This window comes from Streptomyces lunalinharesii, assembly GCF_039532155.1.
Taxonomy (GTDB): Bacteria; Actinomycetota; Actinomycetes; order Streptomycetales; family Streptomycetaceae; genus Streptomyces; species Streptomyces lunalinharesii.
On sequence record NZ_BAAARK010000005.1, the window covers coordinates 218,451 to 235,819 of the forward strand.

14 protein-coding genes and 2 tRNA genes are annotated in these 17,369 nt (G+C 71.4%); 4 read left to right on the forward strand and 12 right to left on the reverse strand.

Annotated elements, in window-relative coordinates:
- Window positions 1–167 precede the first annotated feature (167 nt).
- Window positions 168–422, forward strand: coding sequence for a cell division protein CrgA (gene crgA / locus ABD385_RS10485; RefSeq protein ID WP_016571110.1), 255 nt, complete (start codon window positions 168–170; stop codon window positions 420–422).
- Between the two features lie 259 nt (window positions 423–681).
- Here the strand turns inward: crgA and ABD385_RS10490 are convergent, their stop codons facing one another.
- Window positions 682–1,596: a rhomboid family intramembrane serine protease gene (locus ABD385_RS10490; protein WP_344574834.1), complete on the reverse strand. Its 915-nt coding sequence runs from the start codon at window positions 1,594–1,596 to the stop codon at window positions 682–684.
- A gap of 192 nt (window positions 1,597–1,788) precedes the next feature.
- Window positions 1,789–2,316 (reverse strand): peptidylprolyl isomerase, encoded by a 528-nt coding sequence (locus ABD385_RS10495; protein WP_344574835.1) that lies wholly within the window; start codon window positions 2,314–2,316, stop codon window positions 1,789–1,791.
- A 291-nt stretch (window positions 2,317–2,607) separates the two neighbouring features.
- Between ABD385_RS10495 and ABD385_RS10500 the strand changes: the two genes are divergently transcribed.
- Window positions 2,608–3,330: a DUF5324 family protein gene (locus tag ABD385_RS10500; protein ID WP_344574836.1), complete on the forward strand. Its 723-nt coding sequence runs from the start codon at window positions 2,608–2,610 to the stop codon at window positions 3,328–3,330.
- A 260-nt stretch (window positions 3,331–3,590) separates the two neighbouring features.
- Here the strand turns inward: ABD385_RS10500 and ABD385_RS10505 are convergent.
- A tRNA-Ala gene (locus ABD385_RS10505) sits at window positions 3,591–3,663 on the reverse strand.
- Between the two features lie 129 nt (window positions 3,664–3,792).
- Between ABD385_RS10505 and ABD385_RS10510 the strand changes: the two genes are divergently transcribed.
- Together ABD385_RS10510 and ABD385_RS10515 are read left to right on the forward strand one after the other, a co-directional pair.
- Window positions 3,793–4,341: a helix-turn-helix domain-containing protein gene (locus ABD385_RS10510; protein ID WP_016571114.1), complete on the forward strand. Its 549-nt coding sequence runs from the start codon at window positions 3,793–3,795 to the stop codon at window positions 4,339–4,341.
- A gap of 66 nt (window positions 4,342–4,407) precedes the next feature.
- Window positions 4,408–5,793 carry a serine/threonine-protein kinase gene (locus ABD385_RS10515; RefSeq protein WP_344574837.1) on the forward strand — a complete coding sequence of 462 codons (1,386 nt, stop codon included), beginning with the start codon at window positions 4,408–4,410 and terminating at the stop codon, window positions 5,791–5,793.
- A 14-nt stretch (window positions 5,794–5,807) separates the two neighbouring features.
- Here ABD385_RS10515 and ABD385_RS10520 read toward each other — a convergent pair whose 3' ends face one another.
- The 9 genes from ABD385_RS10520 to recF all read right to left on the reverse strand — a co-directional run bounded on the left by ABD385_RS10520 (window position 5,808) and on the right by recF (window position 17,355).
- Window positions 5,808–7,163 (reverse strand): hypothetical protein, encoded by a 1,356-nt coding sequence (locus tag ABD385_RS10520; RefSeq protein ID WP_344574838.1) that lies wholly within the window; start codon window positions 7,161–7,163, stop codon window positions 5,808–5,810.
- A complete protein-coding gene (locus ABD385_RS10525; protein ID WP_425585384.1) occupies window positions 7,160–9,013 on the reverse strand; it encodes a vWA domain-containing protein in 1,854 nt (617 codons plus the stop codon). The genes ABD385_RS10520 and ABD385_RS10525 overlap by 4 nt, the downstream gene beginning before the upstream one ends.
- A gap of 262 nt (window positions 9,014–9,275) precedes the next feature.
- Window positions 9,276–9,410: a DLW-39 family protein gene (locus ABD385_RS10530; RefSeq protein WP_003958712.1), complete on the reverse strand. Its 135-nt coding sequence runs from the start codon at window positions 9,408–9,410 to the stop codon at window positions 9,276–9,278.
- Between the two features lie 245 nt (window positions 9,411–9,655).
- Window positions 9,656–9,729: transfer RNA gene (locus ABD385_RS10535), tRNA-Ile, on the reverse strand.
- Window positions 9,730–9,828: 99 nt separating this feature from the next.
- A complete protein-coding gene (locus ABD385_RS10540) occupies window positions 9,829–10,533 on the reverse strand; it encodes a DUF3566 domain-containing protein (protein ID WP_344574841.1) in 705 nt (234 codons plus the stop codon).
- Between the two features lie 15 nt (window positions 10,534–10,548).
- Complete coding sequence (gene gyrA / locus ABD385_RS10545) at window positions 10,549–13,173, reverse strand: DNA gyrase subunit A (RefSeq protein ID WP_344574843.1); 2,625 nt, start codon at window positions 13,171–13,173, stop codon at window positions 10,549–10,551.
- Window positions 13,174–13,223: 50 nt separating this feature from the next.
- Entirely contained in the window at window positions 13,224–15,278 is a 2,055-nt protein-coding gene (gene gyrB / locus ABD385_RS10550) for a DNA topoisomerase (ATP-hydrolyzing) subunit B (RefSeq protein ID WP_344574844.1), read from the reverse strand.
- A gap of 410 nt (window positions 15,279–15,688) precedes the next feature.
- On the reverse strand, window positions 15,689–16,222 hold the full coding sequence (locus ABD385_RS10555) for a DciA family protein (RefSeq protein ID WP_344574845.1): 534 nt from the start codon (window positions 16,220–16,222) through the stop codon (window positions 15,689–15,691).
- Entirely contained in the window at window positions 16,219–17,355 is a 1,137-nt protein-coding gene (recF, locus tag ABD385_RS10560) for a DNA replication/repair protein RecF (protein WP_344574846.1), read from the reverse strand. The genes ABD385_RS10555 and recF overlap by 4 nt, the downstream gene beginning before the upstream one ends.
- Window positions 17,356–17,369: the final 14 nt, after the last annotated feature.

The window sequence follows — 17,369 nt, forward strand, 5'->3', positions numbered from 1 at the left end:
ACCCTTACTCCTTACGACGCCGCGGAAGCACTACGCTAACGGACGCCTGGGAAGGAATTCCGTTCCCCTCGTGTCCGTACCCTGGCTCTCGTACCGCATCCGTGCGGAGGGAACCGCCCGCTCACCGTGGAGAGTGGGGGAGCAGCACATCGACAGGAGAGTTCCTCGTGCCGAAGTCACGGATCCGCAAGAAGGACGACTTCACGCCGCCGCCGGCGAAGACCACCAATCTGAAGATGAACGCAGGCCGCGGGTGGGTCGCGCCGCTGATGCTGGCGATGTTCGTCATCGGGCTCGCGTGGATCGTGCTGTACTACGTTTCCGAGGGCGATCTGCCGATCAAGGCGATGGGCAACTGGAACATCGTGTGCGGCTTCGGCTTCATCGCGGTGGGGTTCGGCGTCTCCACCCAGTGGAAGTAGCCCCCGCCCGCCCTCAGGGGTAGCGCAAGCCCTGCCCAAGGCCATCCACACAGTTATCCACAGCCGGGGAAAACTTCAGAAGATCTGTGGATAACCTTCGGGGGGTTGACGCCGGTGTGACCGGCGGCACCCCCCCGGCGCCGGCCTCCATCCCCGCGCCTTCCTGCGGAAACACCGCACAGCGGGGCAGTGGGGCCGACTTCTGCACAGCATGCACAAGATCCTTCACTGACTGTGGACAACATGGCCCCGCGGGGCCTCAACCCACCAGTTGAAGGGTGCGTACCCACACCAGGGCGACGATCGCGAGCAGGACCAGCGCGCAGGTGCCGACGTGCACCAGCGTCCGGCGCTCCCGCGGCGCGTGCACCATGCCGAACGCCACCGCGGCGCCCACGACCAGCCCGCCGACGTGCGCCTGCCAGGCGATGTTCGGCCACAGGAACGTGAAGGCCAGGTTGAGGGCGAGCAGGATCAGCACCGGCTTCATGTCGTACCGCAGCCGGCGCATCAGCACGGCCGTGGCACCCAGCAGGCCGAAGATCGCGCCGGACGCGCCCAACGAGGGCTGGTTCTGCGCGCTGAGCAGGAAGGTCAGAGCGCTGCCGCCCAGCCCGGCCAGCAGGTACAGGGCGGTGAAGCGGAGCCGGCCGAGCGCCGCCTCCAGCGGCGGGCCCAGCCACCACAGCGAGAGCATGTTGAAGCCGATGTGCGCGATCTCCTGGTGCAGGAAGACCGCGGTCAGCAGGCGGTACCACTCGCCATGCGCGACCCCGACCAGCTGGTAGCGGCTGGGGTCGACGGCCAGGCCGATCATGTCGAGCCGGTTGACCAGGTCGAACCCGGACTGCTGGGTCGCGAGCACCGCGACGAAGACCGCGACGTTGAGGCCCAGCAGGATCTTGGTGATCAGCTTGGGGTCGGCGGTGAGCGTGCCGCCCGCCATCGTGCGCGGCGCGCTGGCCCGCGGCGCCGGGCCGCTGCCGCCGCCGGTGCGCACGCAGTCCGGGCACTGGAAGCCGACCGAGGCGCTGACCATGCACTCCGGGCAGATCGGCCGGTCGCAACGGGTGCAGCGGATGCCGGTCGGCCGGTCCGGGTGACGGTGGCAACCGGGCAGGCCGTCCTGGCCGTGCGCCTGCTGCGGCTCCTGTGGGCTGCCTGGCTGGTCCATCGGTCCCCTCGTCCTCATTCTCACCGGGGTCGCCGGGGCAGCCGCCCGTCACCCGAGCAGCGCCCCACAACGGGCTTCACGCCCCACCCGTCGCCCGGGCGCCGCCCCACAACGAGCTTCGCGCCCCGTCTCCCTCTTCTACGACCGGACGGGGCGCGATGGTTCCCCGGAACAGGCCGGGGCGGGACCCGCTCAGCGGGTCTCGATGATCACCGACTCGATGACGACGTCCTGCACCGGACGGTCGGTGCGCGGGTTGGTCTGGGCCTCGGCGATGGTGTCGACGACCTTCTTGCTGGCCTCGTTGGTGACCTCACCGAAGATGGTGTGCTTGCCCGTCAGCCAGGCGGTCGGGGACACGGTGATGAAGAACTGCGAGCCGTTGGTGCCCGGACCGGCGTTGGCCATGGCCAGCAGGTACGGCTTGGTGAACGCCAGGTCGGGGTGGAACTCGTCGGCGAACTTGTAGCCGGGGCCGCCCGTACCGTTGCCCAGCGGGTCACCGCCCTGCAGCATGAAGCCGCTGATCACGCGGTGGAAGACGGTGCCGTCGTAGAGACGGGCGGTGGTCTTCTGACCGGTGTTCGGGTCGGTCCACTCCCGCTCGCCGTTGGCGAGCTCCACGAAGTTCTTGACCGTCTTGGGGGCGTGGTTCGGCAGGAGCCGGAGTTCGATGTCGCCCTGGTTCGTCTTCAGGGTGGCGTACAGCTGCTCAGCCACGATCTACCTTCCATAAGTCTTCACTGACGGTCCCCGATCCTGTCATGAACTGCCCGCGGGGTGCCGGGCCGCCACCTCTTGACGGTCTTCGTACTGATTTCCCGCGCGCAATGCGGCAGTGCGTGGCATCGTCGACACAAGGCTCCGGAAGGTCCCCAATGACCCGGATGCCCGTTCGCACATGCCGTGTGGGCGGGGAGCGGGCATGCTCGTCAATCGGGTGGACAGGCGACACAGCAGAGGTGGGGGAGCAGCCCCCAGACCCGGACCCCACCGAGGAGGAGGATCCCCGTGACCCGCAAGGACAGCGTGCGCGCCGCGACCCATTCGGCCAAGGACGGCGTGCGGCACGCAGCGGAGGTGGTGGCTCCCTACGCCGGTACGGCCAAGGACGCCGCCGTCCACTACTCGCAGGAGGCGCGCACCCGGCTCGCCCCCCGGGTCGCCGAGGCGGCGCAGCAGGCCCGGGCCCAGTACGACACCCACCTGTCCCCGCGGATCGAGCACGCCCGCGGCGCGCTGCCGCCCAAGATGGACGCAGCGGCGAGCCGGGCCGCCCTGCGCACCCTCCAGGCCGCACGCCAGGCCGCCGACTACACCACCCCGCGGCTGGAGAACGCCGTGGTCAACGCCCGGGCGGCGGCCGAGCCGGTGCGCGAGGAGGCGCTGGCCAGGGGCGCCGCGGCACTGGCCGCACTCCGTGGGCAGGTGACGGCCGCGGAGATCGAGAAGCTGCAGAAGAAGCAGTGCCGCCGGGCGGCCTGCGGCAAGGCCGCCAAGCGGCTGGCGCTGCTGGGCGTCGTGGTGGCCGGTGCGGTCGCCGCCTGGAAGTGGTGGGACAAGCAGGCCAACCCGGACTGGCTGGTCGAGCCGCCGGCGCCCACCGAGGTCGACGAACGCGGCCACCTGAGCTCCGTCGACGGCGGGCAGGGCGGCCCGCTCGACCCCGAGGTGCGGGCCAAGCAGGCCGAGGCGGAATCCGACGAACGACGCGGCGGCGGCCCCACCGCCTGACCCCGACTCCACCGCCAACGGGCCGCACCCCGCACCGGGGGCACGGCCCGTTGGCGTGCGCGGGCCCGGGCCGGCACCGGGACGGGCACCCGGGCAGGAGCCCGCGGACCGGCGTCCGCTCGTGCCTGCCCGTAGGCGAGTTGGCCGCGCTCGTGCCGGCCTTGAGGACCGCGGCGCCGAGCATCGGGGGCGGGCCACCGGACGCGGCGGCGCACAAAAAACCCCTCCGCCGCGTTACCGCAGGTCGGAGGGGTGTGGGGTGGAGCCTAGGGGAGTCGAACCCCTGACATCTGCCATGCAAAGACAGCGCTCTACCAACTGAGCTAAGGCCCCTTCGCCGAACAGGGTACCCGGTGTCAGGGCGCTTTCCCGACCGGGTATCGCCGCACACCGTCGCTCTCCGTAGGATGCTTCGCGAGATTCGCGGCAGCGAAGCGCGATCGGGGATACAGGGGAGACGGCATGGATGCAGCACAGCAGGAAGCCACCGCGCGGGCCCGGGAGCTCCAGCGCAGTTGGTACGGAGAACCTCTGGGCGCGCTGTTCCGCCGTCTCATCGACGACCTCGGGTTGAACCAGGCCCGGCTGGCCGCGGTGCTCGGCCTGTCCGCCCCGATGTTGTCCCAGCTGATGAGCGGGCAGCGCGCCAAGATAGGCAACCCCGCCGTGGTGCAGCGGGTGCAGGCGCTGCAGGAGTTGGCCGGTCAGGTCGCGGACGGCAGCGTCAGCGCCGCCGAGGCCACCGACCGGATGGAAGAGATCAAGAAGACGGCGGGCGGATCGGTCCTGAACAACACCACGCAGACCACGTCGTCGACGGGCGCCACCACGGTGCGCCGGGTGGTGCGGGAGATCCAGTCGCTGCTGCGGTCGGTCTCCGACGCCGGCGAGATCATCGACGCGGCGAACGGCCTCGCCGCCACCCACCCCGAGCTGGCAGAGTTCCTCCGGGTCTACGGTGCCGGCCGCACCGCCGACGCCGTCGCCCACTACGAGGCGCACCAGAGCTAGCCAAGCGCGTGCGGCCGCAGGGGAGTTGGCCGCAGGGAGTCGTGATCCAGAAGCGGACGGGGCGCAATGGGTGAGATCTTCGCCGGTCGGTACGAGCTCGTGGACCCGATCGGTCGGGGCGGAGTGGGCGCCGTCTGGCGCGCCTGGGACCATCGGCGCCGCCGCTACGTGGCGGCCAAAGTGCTGCAACAGAGCGATGCGCACACCCTGCTGCGCTTCGTCCGGGAGCAGGCGCTGCGGATCGATCACCCGCACGTGCTGGCCCCGGCGAGCTGGGCCGCGGACGACGACAAGGTGCTGTTCACCATGGACCTGGTGCACGGCGGCTCGTTGGCCCATCTGACCGGCGACTACGGCCCGTTGCCCGCGGGCATGGTGTGCACGCTGATGGACCAGCTGCTGGCCGGGCTGACCGCCGTGCACGCCGAGGGCGTGGTGCACCGGGACATCAAGCCGGCGAACATCCTGCTGGAGGCCACCGGCACCGGCCGCCCGCACCTGCGGCTGTCCGACTTCGGCATCGCGATGCGCAAGGGCGAGCCGCGACTGACCGAGACCAACTACGTGGTGGGGACACCGGGTTACTTCGCGCCGGAGCAGATGCTGGGGTCCGAACCGGACTTCCCCGCGGACCTGTTCGCGGCCGGGCTGGTCGCGCTCAGCCTGATCACCGGCGCCAAACCGGACACCGAGGCGCTGGTCCGGCGGTTCATGGACCACGGCGGCATACCGAACGCCCCCGAGGACGTACCGGAGCCGCTGTGGCAGGTGCTGGCGTCGCTGCTGCACCCCGATCCGGACGCCCGGTTCAAGACCGCGACGGGGGCCCGCAAGGCACTGCTGGCGGCGGCCGAGCTGCTGCCGGAGGCGACCATCGAGGACGAGGTCGTCGAGGTCTTCGACCACATCGGGCCGCTGCCGTCCGGATTCGGTCCGGACGGTCCGCTGCGCGGCGCACCGCGCGGCGAGGCCACCGGGGGCACCACCGCGGCCGGCGCCGCATCCACCGCGCCCTCCCCCACCGGCGGGCGCCCGGTCACCGGCCCGGCCTCCTTCACGGACACCGGGAGCTTCCACCTCGCACCGCCGGAGCCGTCGCTCCCGCTGCAGCCGAGCGCCCCACCGCCTCCGGCCACCCCGCCGCGCGGCACCGTCCCGGCCCCACCGACCACCCCGCCCCGCACCCCGCCGCCGACGCCGCTGCCGGCCCCGATGCCGCGGTACGAGCCGACGGCCGCGGCATCCCCGCTGGCGCCCGCCACCCGCCCGTACACCGCCGGGCAGCCGCCGCTGCCGGGCCATCCACCGACCCCGGGCGCCGGCGTGCCGGCGACGCCCGCCCCGGCCGACCCGGTACGGAAACCGGGACCGCCCCCGAAGGTCGCGGTCCCGGTCCTGATCGTGGCGCTGCTGTGCATCGCGGTCGGGGTGTGGGCACTGCTCGACGGCTGACCGTCAGAAGCGGCCTAGGGCGCCGCGGGCCGGCGGGGTGACGCCCGGGTCGTCTGCTGGTCCGTGGGCAGCTCCGGGCGCGGCAGGACGGTCGGGACGGTCCCGCGGGCGGCGGCCCGGCGGGCCAGCACCGTCCAGGCGCCCAGCCCGGCCAACAGCAGCACCCCGACGCCGATCCCGGCGTACGCCACGGCCGTCCGGGGGCCGCCCGTGCCCTGCGCGGGCCCTCGCGTGCCGTCGTCGCCCGGCGGGCTGCCGAGGTCGCCGGCCGGCGAGACGTAGCCGGGCCCGGCCTGCGGAGTGCCGCGGAGGTCCACCCGGAGGGTGAGCGCGGCCCCCTGGGGGAAGGCCGCCGCGGTGCGCGCGCTCAAGGTGACCGCCACGTAGTACCAGCCGGCGAAGCGCATCCCGGCGACCGCGCGCTCCGGTGCCGCGCGGTTGCCGTAGGCCACCGGTGCGGTGAACGCCCTCGCCGCGGCCGGTTTCCCGTCGTACGCGACGAAGCCGTCCTGGCTGACCGCGCCGCGCGCCGGGTTGTAGACGGTGAGTCCGAGCGCGCTCGGGACGAACGCGGTTGTCGGTGTCGTGGAGTTGGGGAGTTCGGCGCTGAGGTTGAGGCGCTGCCCCCAGTCCACCGGGACGCGGTAGAAGCGGGTCTCGCCGGGGGCGAGGCGGTCCCGCCACACGCCCCTGCGGACCGCCGCCGCGTCGTTGAACCCGCTGCCGCCCAGGACCTGGTGGGTGGTGGCGTCCGTGGGCGGCGCGGGCGTGGCGGAGCTCCAGCCGCCGGGGGCCGACGGGGACGGGGCCGCGCCCTGGAGCGCGGGTTCGGTGAGGTGGCCGATCTCGACGGCCCAGGGCTCCGGCCCCGAGGTCAGCGGACCCTCGCGGCTGACGACCACGTAGTAGGGGCCGGCGTGCTGGCAGTTGGCGACGCCCGGGCCGATGAGGCGGGCGGCGTAGTCGGCGACCGGGTAGGCGGTGCCGCCGCTGTGGAACTGCGCGGTCCCGTCCGAGCCGCAGGTGGTGCCGCCGCTGTCCTCGACCTTGACGGTCAGTCGGTCGGTGTAGTCCTCGACCTTGGTGCCCGGGCGGGGCACGGCGACCACCGGGAAGTAGGCGTTGCTGGTGCCGTCGAGGGCGACCGCGTAGTACTTGGTCTCCCCGCGCCGGAAGGTGTCCACGTGCTGCCCGCGGTCCAGTCGCGGGGCCTCCGCAGCGCTCTCGGCCCCCTTGACGGGCTTGCTGCCGGCGGCCGTCCGGTAGCGCGGTGCGCCGTCGGCCGCGGCCGACGGCGCCGACGTGAGCGCCGGCAGGGCCAGCGCCGCGAGGGCGGCCAGGCCCCGCATCCCCGTTGCGCGCCGCGTCACCGCGCGGCTCCCCCGTTGCCCGACCGCGGCTTCCGGCGGGCCCAGCCGTACGACAGGCCCAGCCCGGCCAGCAGGAGGACGCCCAGCCCGCCGACGGACACGCCGGCGACCCGGATCGCGGGCCAGTGGCCGCCCGTCGTGCCGCCGGCCGTCGGACCCGAACCGCCGTCGGGCGCCTCGTCCTGATCGGCCGCCGCGCCGACCTCCGGACCGGCCTTCGCCCGCCCCAGGACGGCGACCCGCAGCACCACGCCGATTTTCGGGTTCTGCGCGATCTGCGCCGACCTCGCGCCGAGCGTGACCGCGATGTAGAAGTCGCCCTTGGCGTGGACGGGGATGACGGTGGGGTACGTCTCGTAGCGGTTGCTCCAGGAGACCGGCACCGTTCCCATGCTCAGCGAGGCAGGTCGCCCGCTGTACGGCACCTGCGGGTTGAAGACGCCGGTCCCGCTGCCGACGGGGGCACGGAACGGCGTGTAGACCTGGGTGCTGCCGAACGAGGTGCGAACGCTCTGGCCGGACCGCGGCGCGTTGGCGAACTCCACGTCGTAGCGCAGCTGTTGGCCCCAGCTGATCGGCACCTTGTACCAGAGCGTCTGCGCGGGGAGGATCTGGTCCCGCCAGACGCCCGGGCCCAGCGGGCGGGCGTCGTTGAATCCGGTGCCGCCGGTGACGCCCTTGGGCTGGGTGGTGGGCAGCGTGGCGGCCTTGCCGCCCGCGCCGTACTCCGGTGACGACTGCGCGGGGGTGGCACCCTTCGCCAGCGGTGGTTCCACGTGAAACATCAGCTCCATCGGCCAGCGCGCGGCGTCCGAGCCGGGGTCCGCGCGCCGTTCGACGACCAGCCCGTACCGGCCGGCCTTGTCGCAGGTACCGGTGCCGCCCTGCGACGGAATGCGGCTGACGGCCGCGGTCAGCGGGGTGGCGCCCTCCCGCTGACCGAACATCGCGGTCGAGGACTGACAGCTGCCGTCCGCGCCGTACACGATCTGCGTGCGCACGGTGTCGAGGGTGTCGACCGCGGCGCCGGGCGGCGGCACCACGGTGGCGGAGAAGTCGGCCGCCGACGCCGCGTCCAGATCGACGGCGTAGTACCGCTTCTCGTTGGGGCCGATGCTGTCCAGGTACTGCCCGGGGCGGACGACGGGTGCGCCCTTGCGGTCGTCCGTGCCGCTGACCTGGGTGCCCCGGAACCGGTAGCCCGCAGCGGACAGTTGGCCGGCCCGCTGCAACTGACGGGCGAGCGACGCGGCATCCGGAGCGTCGTAGTACTGGCCGTTGCCGGACTTGGCGATGCACTCCAACTGGCTGCGGGACGCGGCGGCGACCTGGAAGCCAATGACGTCGACGTGCAGATCGGGGCTGGACGCGGCGAGTTGGGACGCGACCTGGCAGGCCTGCGGGCTCTTGCAGGTGTCCGCACCGTCGGAGACCAGCACGATGGTGCGCCTGCCGCCCACGCCGGCGGCCGGCCGGGGAAGGTCCTGGGCGGCCTTGGTCAGGGAGAGCCCGATGGGGGTGTCGCCCTTGGGAGTCACGCCCGCGACCGCCTTCTTGAGGCCGTCCCGGTCCAGCGGGGCGACCGGCTGTGCGAGCCGGGTGTCGTCGCAGCCCTTGGGCTTGTCCGCGCCGTAGACGCGCAGGCCGGTGGGATACCCCTCGGGCAGGGCGTCGACGACGGTGCCGACGGCCTTGCGGGCGGCGGCGATGCGGGTGCTCCCGGCCCCGTCGCTGCCGGCCATCGAACCGGAGGAGTCGAGCACCATCACCAACCCGCTGCCCTCGGCGGCGGACGGCGACGCCCGCGGGACCGACGCGGCCGGGAGCGCCACCGCGGTCAGGGCCAGCAGCACCCCCCACGCCCTCAGCCTCGTCCGAGCAGGGGGAACCCGTACCTCCAGCGCCGGCCCCCTGCGTGGTGGTCGTGCCACGTCCCGTCCCCCTCGCGTCCGCCGGTCACAGCCCGGACATCGACATCACGACCAGCGACTTTGCCGCTGCAACTCATTAATGTGCGATCGCAAATCGAGAGCCTGCCCGCCCCCGACACGTACGAAACCCCGGTCGCCCTTGGGGCAACCGGGGTCCATACGAACTGTGCTGTGCGTGGTCTCACACACCCGAACCTGCGGGCACGGAGTCGGTCGCCTCCGTCCACAGATCCTGCTCGGCGCGATCCGCCTGGATCTGGCGGTACACGAGGAGCCCGCCGATGGCGGCCAGTGCGACCAGGAGAAGCTTCTTCACCGCGCGACCTCGTCTTTCGTTGACGTAGGGGACCCTATGTCGGCCGATGATACACACCGGCCGATACCGATCGGTTATCTAGCCCGCACTCGACAACACCCCGTCCGGGGGCGCCAAACCGGCCTCAACTCCCGCCCCTGCACAACGAATCGCCCCCGACTTCCGTTCCCACGGCCCATCGGGCGGCCTCGCGGCCAAAAGCAGCGGCCCGGCCGGAGAATTCTCCGGCCGGGCCGTGTGTGCGGTGCGGCTACCAGGACTTGAACCTGGGGCCTCTTCCTTATCAGGGAAGCGCTCTAACCGTCTGAGCTATAGCCGCTCGCTCGCTGCACCAGAAGATTAGCGCACTTCAGAGGCGTTCCCAAAATCGGTTCCCGAGGCCTCGGGAGCGCCCGGTGCAGCCGCCCGCCACGCCCACTCACTCGTCCTCGGCGAGGGTCAGCTCCACACCGCCCACGAAGCCCGCCGACAGGTTGTAGATGAACGAGCCGAGGGTGGCCAGCGCGGTCGCCAGGACGACGTCGATCACCGCGATGACCGAGGTGAACAGCAGCACCCGCGGCAGCGAGAGGAACGACTGCAGATCGAAGCCACCGCCCTCGGCGGAGCCGGTCGCCTCGCTGATCGTCTTGCCGACGGTGGAGAAGACGCCCATCGCGTCCATCACCATCCACAGGACCGCCACCGCCACCACCGTGCAGACGCCCAGCGCGATCGACAGCAGGAAGCTCACCTTCATCACCGACCAGGGGTCGGTGCGCGCCACCCGGAGGCGGGCCTTGCGCGTCCGCGGGGCCGTGCTGGCGCCCGTACGCGGCTTGCGCACGGCCTGACCGGCTCCGGTCTCCGCGCCGCCCGTGGGGTACGCCTGGGGCGGCTCGTACGGCTGCTGTGTGCCGCCCTGGGGCTGCCCCTGGCCACCCCGGCCCGGTGGCTGGGGCTGCGGCTGGGGCTGCGGCTGTCGGGTGTTGGTCACGGTTCCCCCCTCATGGGCGCCCTCGTCCGGGGTGCCGTCGGACGCGACGGAGCCACGGGCGCTGCGTTCCCCCTCGGTTGCGGGTTCCGGCGCGGAGTCCTGTGTGACGTCCGTGCCGCCCGTCGCAGCGCCCGTGGCTCCACTCACGACCTACTCCTCGTGTTACTCCGCCGCGGGCTGCGCACCCTCGGCTGCGGTCGCCCCGGACTCCTCGGCCTCACCGGTCTCGTCGAGCCCGTCGGGCCCGTCGACCTCCTCGGCCTCGCGACCGGCCTCGGCGTTGCGCGCGATGCCGACGACGGCATCTCGCTTGCCCAGGTTGATCAGTTGGACGCCCATGGTGTCACGGCCGGTCTCCCGGACCTCGTTGACCCGCGTACGGATCACGCCACCGCCGAGCGTGATCGCGAGGATCTCGTCGGTCTCCTCGACGACCAGCGCCCCGACCAGCGAACCCCGGTCCTCGACGATCTTGGCGGCCTTGATGCCCAGGCCGCCGCGGCCCTGGACGCGGTACTCGCCGACCGCGGTGCGCTTGGCGTAGCCGCCGTCGGTCGCGGTGAACACGTAGGTGTTTTCCCGGACCACGTTCAGCGAGAGCAGTTCGTCGTCCTCGCGGAAGCTCATGCCCTTCACGCCCGAGGTGGCGCGGCCCATCGGACGCAGCGCCTCGTCGGTCGCGGTGAACCGGATCGACTGGGCCTTCCTGCTGATCAGCAGCAGGTCGTCGGTCTCGGAGACCAGCTCGGCGCCGATCAGCTCGTCGTCCGAGCCGTCCGCCTGCTCGCGCAGGTTGATCGCGATCACACCGCCGGAGCGGGGCGAGTCGTAGTCCTTGAGCGGGGTCTTCTTCACCAGGCCGGCCTTGGTGGCGAGGACCAGGTAGGGCGCCGCCTCGTAGTCGCGGATCGCCAGGATCTGGGCGATCTGCTCGTCCGGCTGGAAGGCCAGGAGGTTGGCCACGTGCTGGCCGCGCGCGTCCCGTCCGGCGTCCGGGAGTTCGTAGGCCTTGGCGCGGTAGACCCGGCCCTTGTTGGTGAAGAAGAGCAGCCAGTGGTGGGTGGTGGAGACGAAGAAGTGGTCGACGATGTCGTCTTCCTTGAGCTTGGTGCCCCGCACGCCCTTGCCGCCGCGCTTCTGCGAGCGGTAGTCGTCGGTCTTCGTCCGCTTCACGTAGCCGCCACGGCTGATGGTGACGACGATGTCCTCCTCGGCGATCAGGTCCTCGATGGACATGTCACCCTCGAAGGGCACCAGCTTGCTGCGCCGGTCGTCGCCGAACTTGTCGACGATCGAGGCGAGTTCCTCGCTGATGATCTGGCGCTGCCGCTCGGGGGAGGCCAGGATCGCGTTGTACTCGCGGATCTTGCGCTGGAGCTCGTCGTGCTCGGCGGTGATCTTCTGGTGCTCCAGGGCCGCCAGCCGGCGGAGCTGCATCTCCAGGATCGCGTTCGCCTGGATCTCGTCGATCCGCAGCAGGCCCATCAGGCCCTCGCGGGCCACCTCGACCGTGTCGCTGCGGCGGATCAGCGCGATGACCTCGTCGATGGCGTCCAGCGCCTTGAGCAGACCGCGCAGGATGTGGGCCCGCTCCTCGGCCTTGCGCAGCCGGAACTTCGTCCGGCGGACGATGACCTCGACCTGGTGCGTGACCCAGTTCCGGATGAAGGCGTCCAGGGAGAGGGTGCGCGGCACGCCGTCGACCAGCGCGAGCATGTTCGCGCCGAAGTTGGTCTGCAGGTCGGTGTGCTTGTAGAGGTTGTTGAGGACGACCTTGGCGACCGCGTCCCGCTTGAGGACGATGACCAGCCGCTGGCCGGTGCGCGAGGAGGTCTCGTCGCGGACGTCCGCGATGCCGCCGACCCTGCCGTCCTTGACCAGGTCGGCGATCTTCTGCGCGAGATTGTCCGGGTTGACCTGGTAGGGGAGTTCGGTGACCACCAGGCACTGGCGGTTCTGGATCTCCTCGACCTCGACGACCGCGCGCATGGTGATGGAGCCGCGGCCGGTGCGGTACGCCTCCTCGATGCCCTTGCGGCCCACCACCAGCGCGCCGGTGGGGAAGTCGGGGCCCTTGATCCGCTCGATCAGCGCTTCCAGCAGTTCCTCGCTGGACGCCTCCGGGTGGGCCAGCGCCCACTGCGCGCCCTCGGCGACCTCGCGGAGGTTGTGCGGCGGGATGTTGGTGGCCATGCCGACCGCGATACCGGCCGAGCCGTTGATCAACAGGTTGGGGAAGCGGGACGGCAGGACCGTCGGCTCCTGGTTGCGGCCGTCGTAGTTGTCCTGGAAGTCGACGGTCTCCTCGTCGATGTCCCGGAGCATCTCCATGGACAGCGGCGCCATCTTGCACTCGGTGTACCGCATGGCGGCGGCCGGGTCGTTGCCCGGGGAGCCGAAGTTGCCGTTGGAGTCGACCAGCGGCATCCGCATCGACCACGGCTGGGCGAGGCGGACCAGCGCGTCGTAGATGGAGGTGTCACCGTGCGGGTGGTACGTACCCATGACGTCGCCGACGACGCGGGCGCACTTGTAGAAGCCCTTCTCGGGGCGGTAGCCACCGTCGTACATCGCGTAGAGCACGCGGCGGTGCACCGGCTTGAGGCCGTCGCGGACGTCGGGCAGCGCACGCGAGACGATGACGGACATCGCGTAGTCGAGGTAGGAGCGCTGCATCTCCGTTTCGAGCCCGACGGGCTCGACGCGCATTCCGACGCCGTCGATGGTGGCGGGCGCGCCCTCGGCGGTCACGCCGTCCGGGGTCACAGGGGGGTTCTCGTCGGCCATGGTGGTTCAAAGTCCTTTCGAGCTGCGGCTGGTGTGCGGGCCGACAGGGCTCAGATGTCGAGGAAGCGGACGTCCTTGGCGTTGCGCTGGATGAACGAGCGGCGGGCCTCGACGTCCTCGCCCATGAGGACGGAGAAGAGGTCGTCCGCGCGGGCCGCGTCGTCCAGCGAGACCTGGCCGAGCACCCGGTGGTCGGCGTCCATGGTCGTCACGCGCAGCTCCTCGGCGTTCATCTCGCCGAGACCCTTGAACCGCTGGATGGAGTCCTCGCGGATCCGCTTGCCGTTCTGCTTGCCGCGCTCGATCAGCACGTCCCGCTCCGGGTCGGAGTAGGCGTACTCGAAGTCGTCCCGACCCCACTTGATCTTGTACAGCGGGGGGCGGGAGAGGTAGACGTGCCCGGCCTCGACCAGCGGTCGCATGAAGCGGAACAGGAAGGTCAGCAGCAGGGTGTTGATGTGCTGGCCGTCGACGTCGGCGTCCGCCATCAAGATGATCTTGTGGTAGCGGAGCTTCTCGATGTCGAAGTCCTCGTGGACCCCGGTGCCGAAGGCCGAGATCAGCGCCTGGACCTCGTTGTTCTGCAGGATCTTGTCGACCCGGGCCTTCTCGACGTTGAGGATCTTGCCGCGGATCGGGAGGATCGCCTGGTACTCCGGGTTGCGGCCGGACTTGGCCGAACCACCGGCGGAGTCACCCTCGACGATGAAGATCTCGCACTTGGTCGGGTCGTTGGACTGGCAGTCGCTCAGCTTGCCGGGCAGCGACGCCGTCTCCAGCAGCCCCTTGCGGCGGGTCAGGTCGCGCGCCTTGCGGGCCGCGACCCGGGCGGTGGCGGCCTGGATGCCCTTGCGGATGATGTCCGCGGCCTCGTTGGGGTTGCGGTCCAGCCAGTCGTTGAGGTGCTCGTGGACGACCTTCTGGACGAAGGTCTTGACCTCGGTGTTGCCCAGCTTGGTCTTGGTCTGGCCCTCGAACTGCGGCTCGGCGAGCTTGACCGAGATGATCGCCGTCAGACCCTCGCGGATGTCCTCGCCCGTGAGGTTGTCGTCCTTCTCGCGCAGCAGCTTCTTGTCGCGCGCGTAGCGGTTGATCAACCCGGTCAGCGCGGCACGGAAGCCCTCCTCGTGGGTACCGCCCTCGTGCGTGTGGATGATGTTCGCGAAGCTGTAGACACCCTCGCTGTACTGGGTGTTCCACTGCATCGCGAGGTCGACGGAGAGGTTCCGCTCCTTGTCCTCGGCCTCCACCGAGACCACCGTCGGGTGCACCAGCTCGCCCTTGCGGGAGTTGAGGTACTTCACGAAGTCGACGATGCCGCCCTCGTAGTGGTACCGCACCGAGAGCGGCTTGCCGTCCTCGTCCACGTGGTCCGCGCGCTCGTCCTTGAGCGAGATGGTCAGCCCCTTGTTGAGGAACGCCATCTCCTGGAAGCGCCGGGACAGCGTCTCGAAGCTGTACGTGGTGGTCTCGAAGATCTCGCCGTCTGCCCAGAACGTGACCGAGGTGCCGTGCTTGTCGGTGGCCTCGTGCTGGGCCAGCGGGGCGGTGGGCACGCCCTGCTTGTACTCCTGGGTCCAGCGGTAGCCGTCGGTGTAGATCTCGACCGCGACCCGGGTCGACAGGGCGTTCACCACGGACACGCCCACGCCGTGCAGACCACCGGAGACCGCGTACCCGCCGCCGCCGAACTTGCCGCCGGCGTGCAGCACCGTGAGCACGACCTCGACGGCCGGCTTGTTCTCGGACGGCACGATGCCGACGGGGATGCCGCGGCCGTTGTCGACGACCCGGACACCGCCGTCGGCGAGGATCGTCACCTCGATGGTGTCGGCGTGGCCGGCCAGCGCCTCGTCGACGGAGTTGTCGACGACCTCCTGCACGAGGTGGTGCAGACCGCGCTCGCCCGTTGAGCCGATGTACATGCCGGGGCGCTTGCGAACCGCGTCCAGGCCCTCAAGGACGGTGATCGCGCTGGCGTCGTACGACTTCTCCACCGAGGAGTCGCCCACAGCGCCGGCCGAACCCCCCTCTTCGGTAGAAGCCATGTTGTTCTCGTTGAGGTCGCCGGAGTCGGCCACGAAGCGCCCTTTCTGGCACAGCACGAGCCCTTCCGCACCTGTTGCGATCTCCCCGCGAAGGACAGGTGGGAGCGGCTCGTCGTTCGACTTGTTCCGCGAGTGGGCGGGATTGTCACCAGTCTACCGGTAGCGCCGACACTCATGGGGGTTTGTAGGCGCCTGAGTCGCCATGTGCCGCCCTGAACTGACGTCCGCCGACTCCCCATATACGAGAAGGGGGCCCAGGGCGCCCACGCGGGCACTCAGCGCTTCGGGATGTCAACCGGCGGCTACCGTGAGCGCAGTCTCATGCGTCACACGTGTTTACAGGGTCCGTACGGGCGTGCGCCGTTTCCCGTGAAACAGCCCGTGACCAGGCAAGAAAGCCCGGAGGGGGGCGGTGTTTCACGTGAAACACCGCCCCCCTCCGTCAACGCTCCGCCACGCGGGCGGGGTCAGCCGTAGGTGTCGCCGGGACCCTTGCTGCCCGGCGCCCGCAGCTGGCCGTACCGGCGGGCCGGACCGCCCGGCCCCCACACCTTGATCATCTTGACCGTGCCGTGGCCCAGGTCCTCGTTGAGGCGGGCCACCAGCGTCGGGGCCAGCAGCCGCAACTGCGTCGCCCAGGCCGTCGAATCGCACTGGACGGTCAGGACGCGGGCCTCCTCGTCGTACCGCTGCGGCTCGCAGTGCTGCGCCACCTCGGGCCCCACCAGCTGCGGCCAGCGGCCCATCACCCCACCGACCGCCGCCGGGGTCTCCCAGCCGCGCTCCGTGATCAGGCGGTTGATCGCGGCGCCCAACGGCAGCGGGTCCCGGCCGTCCGCCCGCGCGCCCGAACGCAGCCCACCGCGCCGGGCCTGCTTCTTCTGCTGCACGGCGGCACCCCGGGCCCGCGCCTGTTCCTTGGCGGCGACCAGCGCCTGACGGGCCAGGTCCACGCCGGACAGCTCCGGCGTCTTGGGGCGCTCCGGCTGGGGCTCGGTCACCGTTCCACCTTCTCCACGAGGCCCCCGGAGACCGCGTACCGCGCCCCGGCCAGCACCCCCGGCACATCGTCGTCCACCGCCGCGGTCACCAGCACCTGCTCGCCCGGCGCCACCAGCTCCGCCAACCGTTCCCGGCGCCGCGCGTCCAGCTCGGCGAAGACGTCGTCGAGGACGAGCACCGGCTCGTTGCCCTCGGCCCGCAGCAGCTCGTACGACGCGAGCCGCAGGGCCAGCGCGTACGACCAGGACTCGCCGTGGCTGGCGTAGCCCTTCGCCGGCAACTGCCCCAGCTTCAGCAGCAGATCGTCGCGGTGCGGCCCGACCAGGGTCACCCCGCGCTCGATCTCGCTCTTGCGGGCCTCGCCGAGCGCCACCAGCAGCACGCCGTACAACTCCTCGCGGTTCGAGACCGCGGCCATCGCCTCGCCGGCGGAGCCGCGGTACTCCAGCCCCAGCGGTCCGCCGCCCGGCGCCAACTGCTCGTACGCCTTGTCCGCCAACGGCCCCAGCGCGGCGATCAGGTCGAGCCGCTGGGCCAGCAACTCGGCGCCGGCCCGGGCCAGGTGCTGGTCCCAGACGTCCAGCGTCGACAGGTCCATCTGCCGGCCGCCGTGCCGCCGGGCCAGCGCCGCCGTCTTCAGCAGGGTGTTGCGCTGCTTGAGGACGCGGTCGTAGTCCGCGCGCACGCCCGCCATCCGCGGCGAGCGGGCAGTGATCAGTTCGTCGAGGAACCGCCGGCGCTCGCCGGGGTCGCCCTTGACCAGCGCCAGGTCCTCCGGCGCGAACAGCACCGTCCGGACGATGCCCAGCACATCACGCGGCCTGACCTGCGACGACCTGTTGATCCGGGCGCGATTGGCCTTGCCCGGGTTGAGCTCCAGCTCCACCAACTGCTGCCGTTCGCCCTGGACGACCGCGGCCCGGACGATCGCACGGTCCGCCCCCATCCGCACCAGCGGCGCGTCCGAGGAGACCCGGTGGCTGCCGAGGGTGGCGAGGTAGCCGACCGCCTCGACCAGGTTCGTCTTGCCCTGCCCGTTGGGCCCCACGAACGCCGTGACGCCCGGGTCGAGCGGGACCTCGACCCGGGCGTACGAGCGGAAGTCGGCGAGCGACAGGTGCGATACGTGCATGGCTACGCGCCGAC

What these genes read in the sequence shown, in the direction of transcription:
- gyrA (WP_344574843.1), bottom strand. Translation starts at nt 13,173, where the DNA reads ATGGCCGACGAGAACCCCCCTGTGACCCCGGACGGCGTGACCGCCGAG.
- ABD385_RS10510 (WP_016571114.1), top strand. Translation starts at nt 3,793, where the DNA reads ATGGATGCAGCACAGCAGGAAGCCACCGCGCGGGCCCGGGAGCTCCAG.
- recF (WP_344574846.1), bottom strand. Translation starts at nt 17,355, where the DNA reads ATGCACGTATCGCACCTGTCGCTCGCCGACTTCCGCTCGTACGCCCGG.
- ABD385_RS10515 (WP_344574837.1), top strand. Translation starts at nt 4,408, where the DNA reads ATGGGTGAGATCTTCGCCGGTCGGTACGAGCTCGTGGACCCGATCGGT.
- ABD385_RS10490 (WP_344574834.1), bottom strand. Translation starts at nt 1,596, where the DNA reads ATGGACCAGCCAGGCAGCCCACAGGAGCCGCAGCAGGCGCACGGCCAG.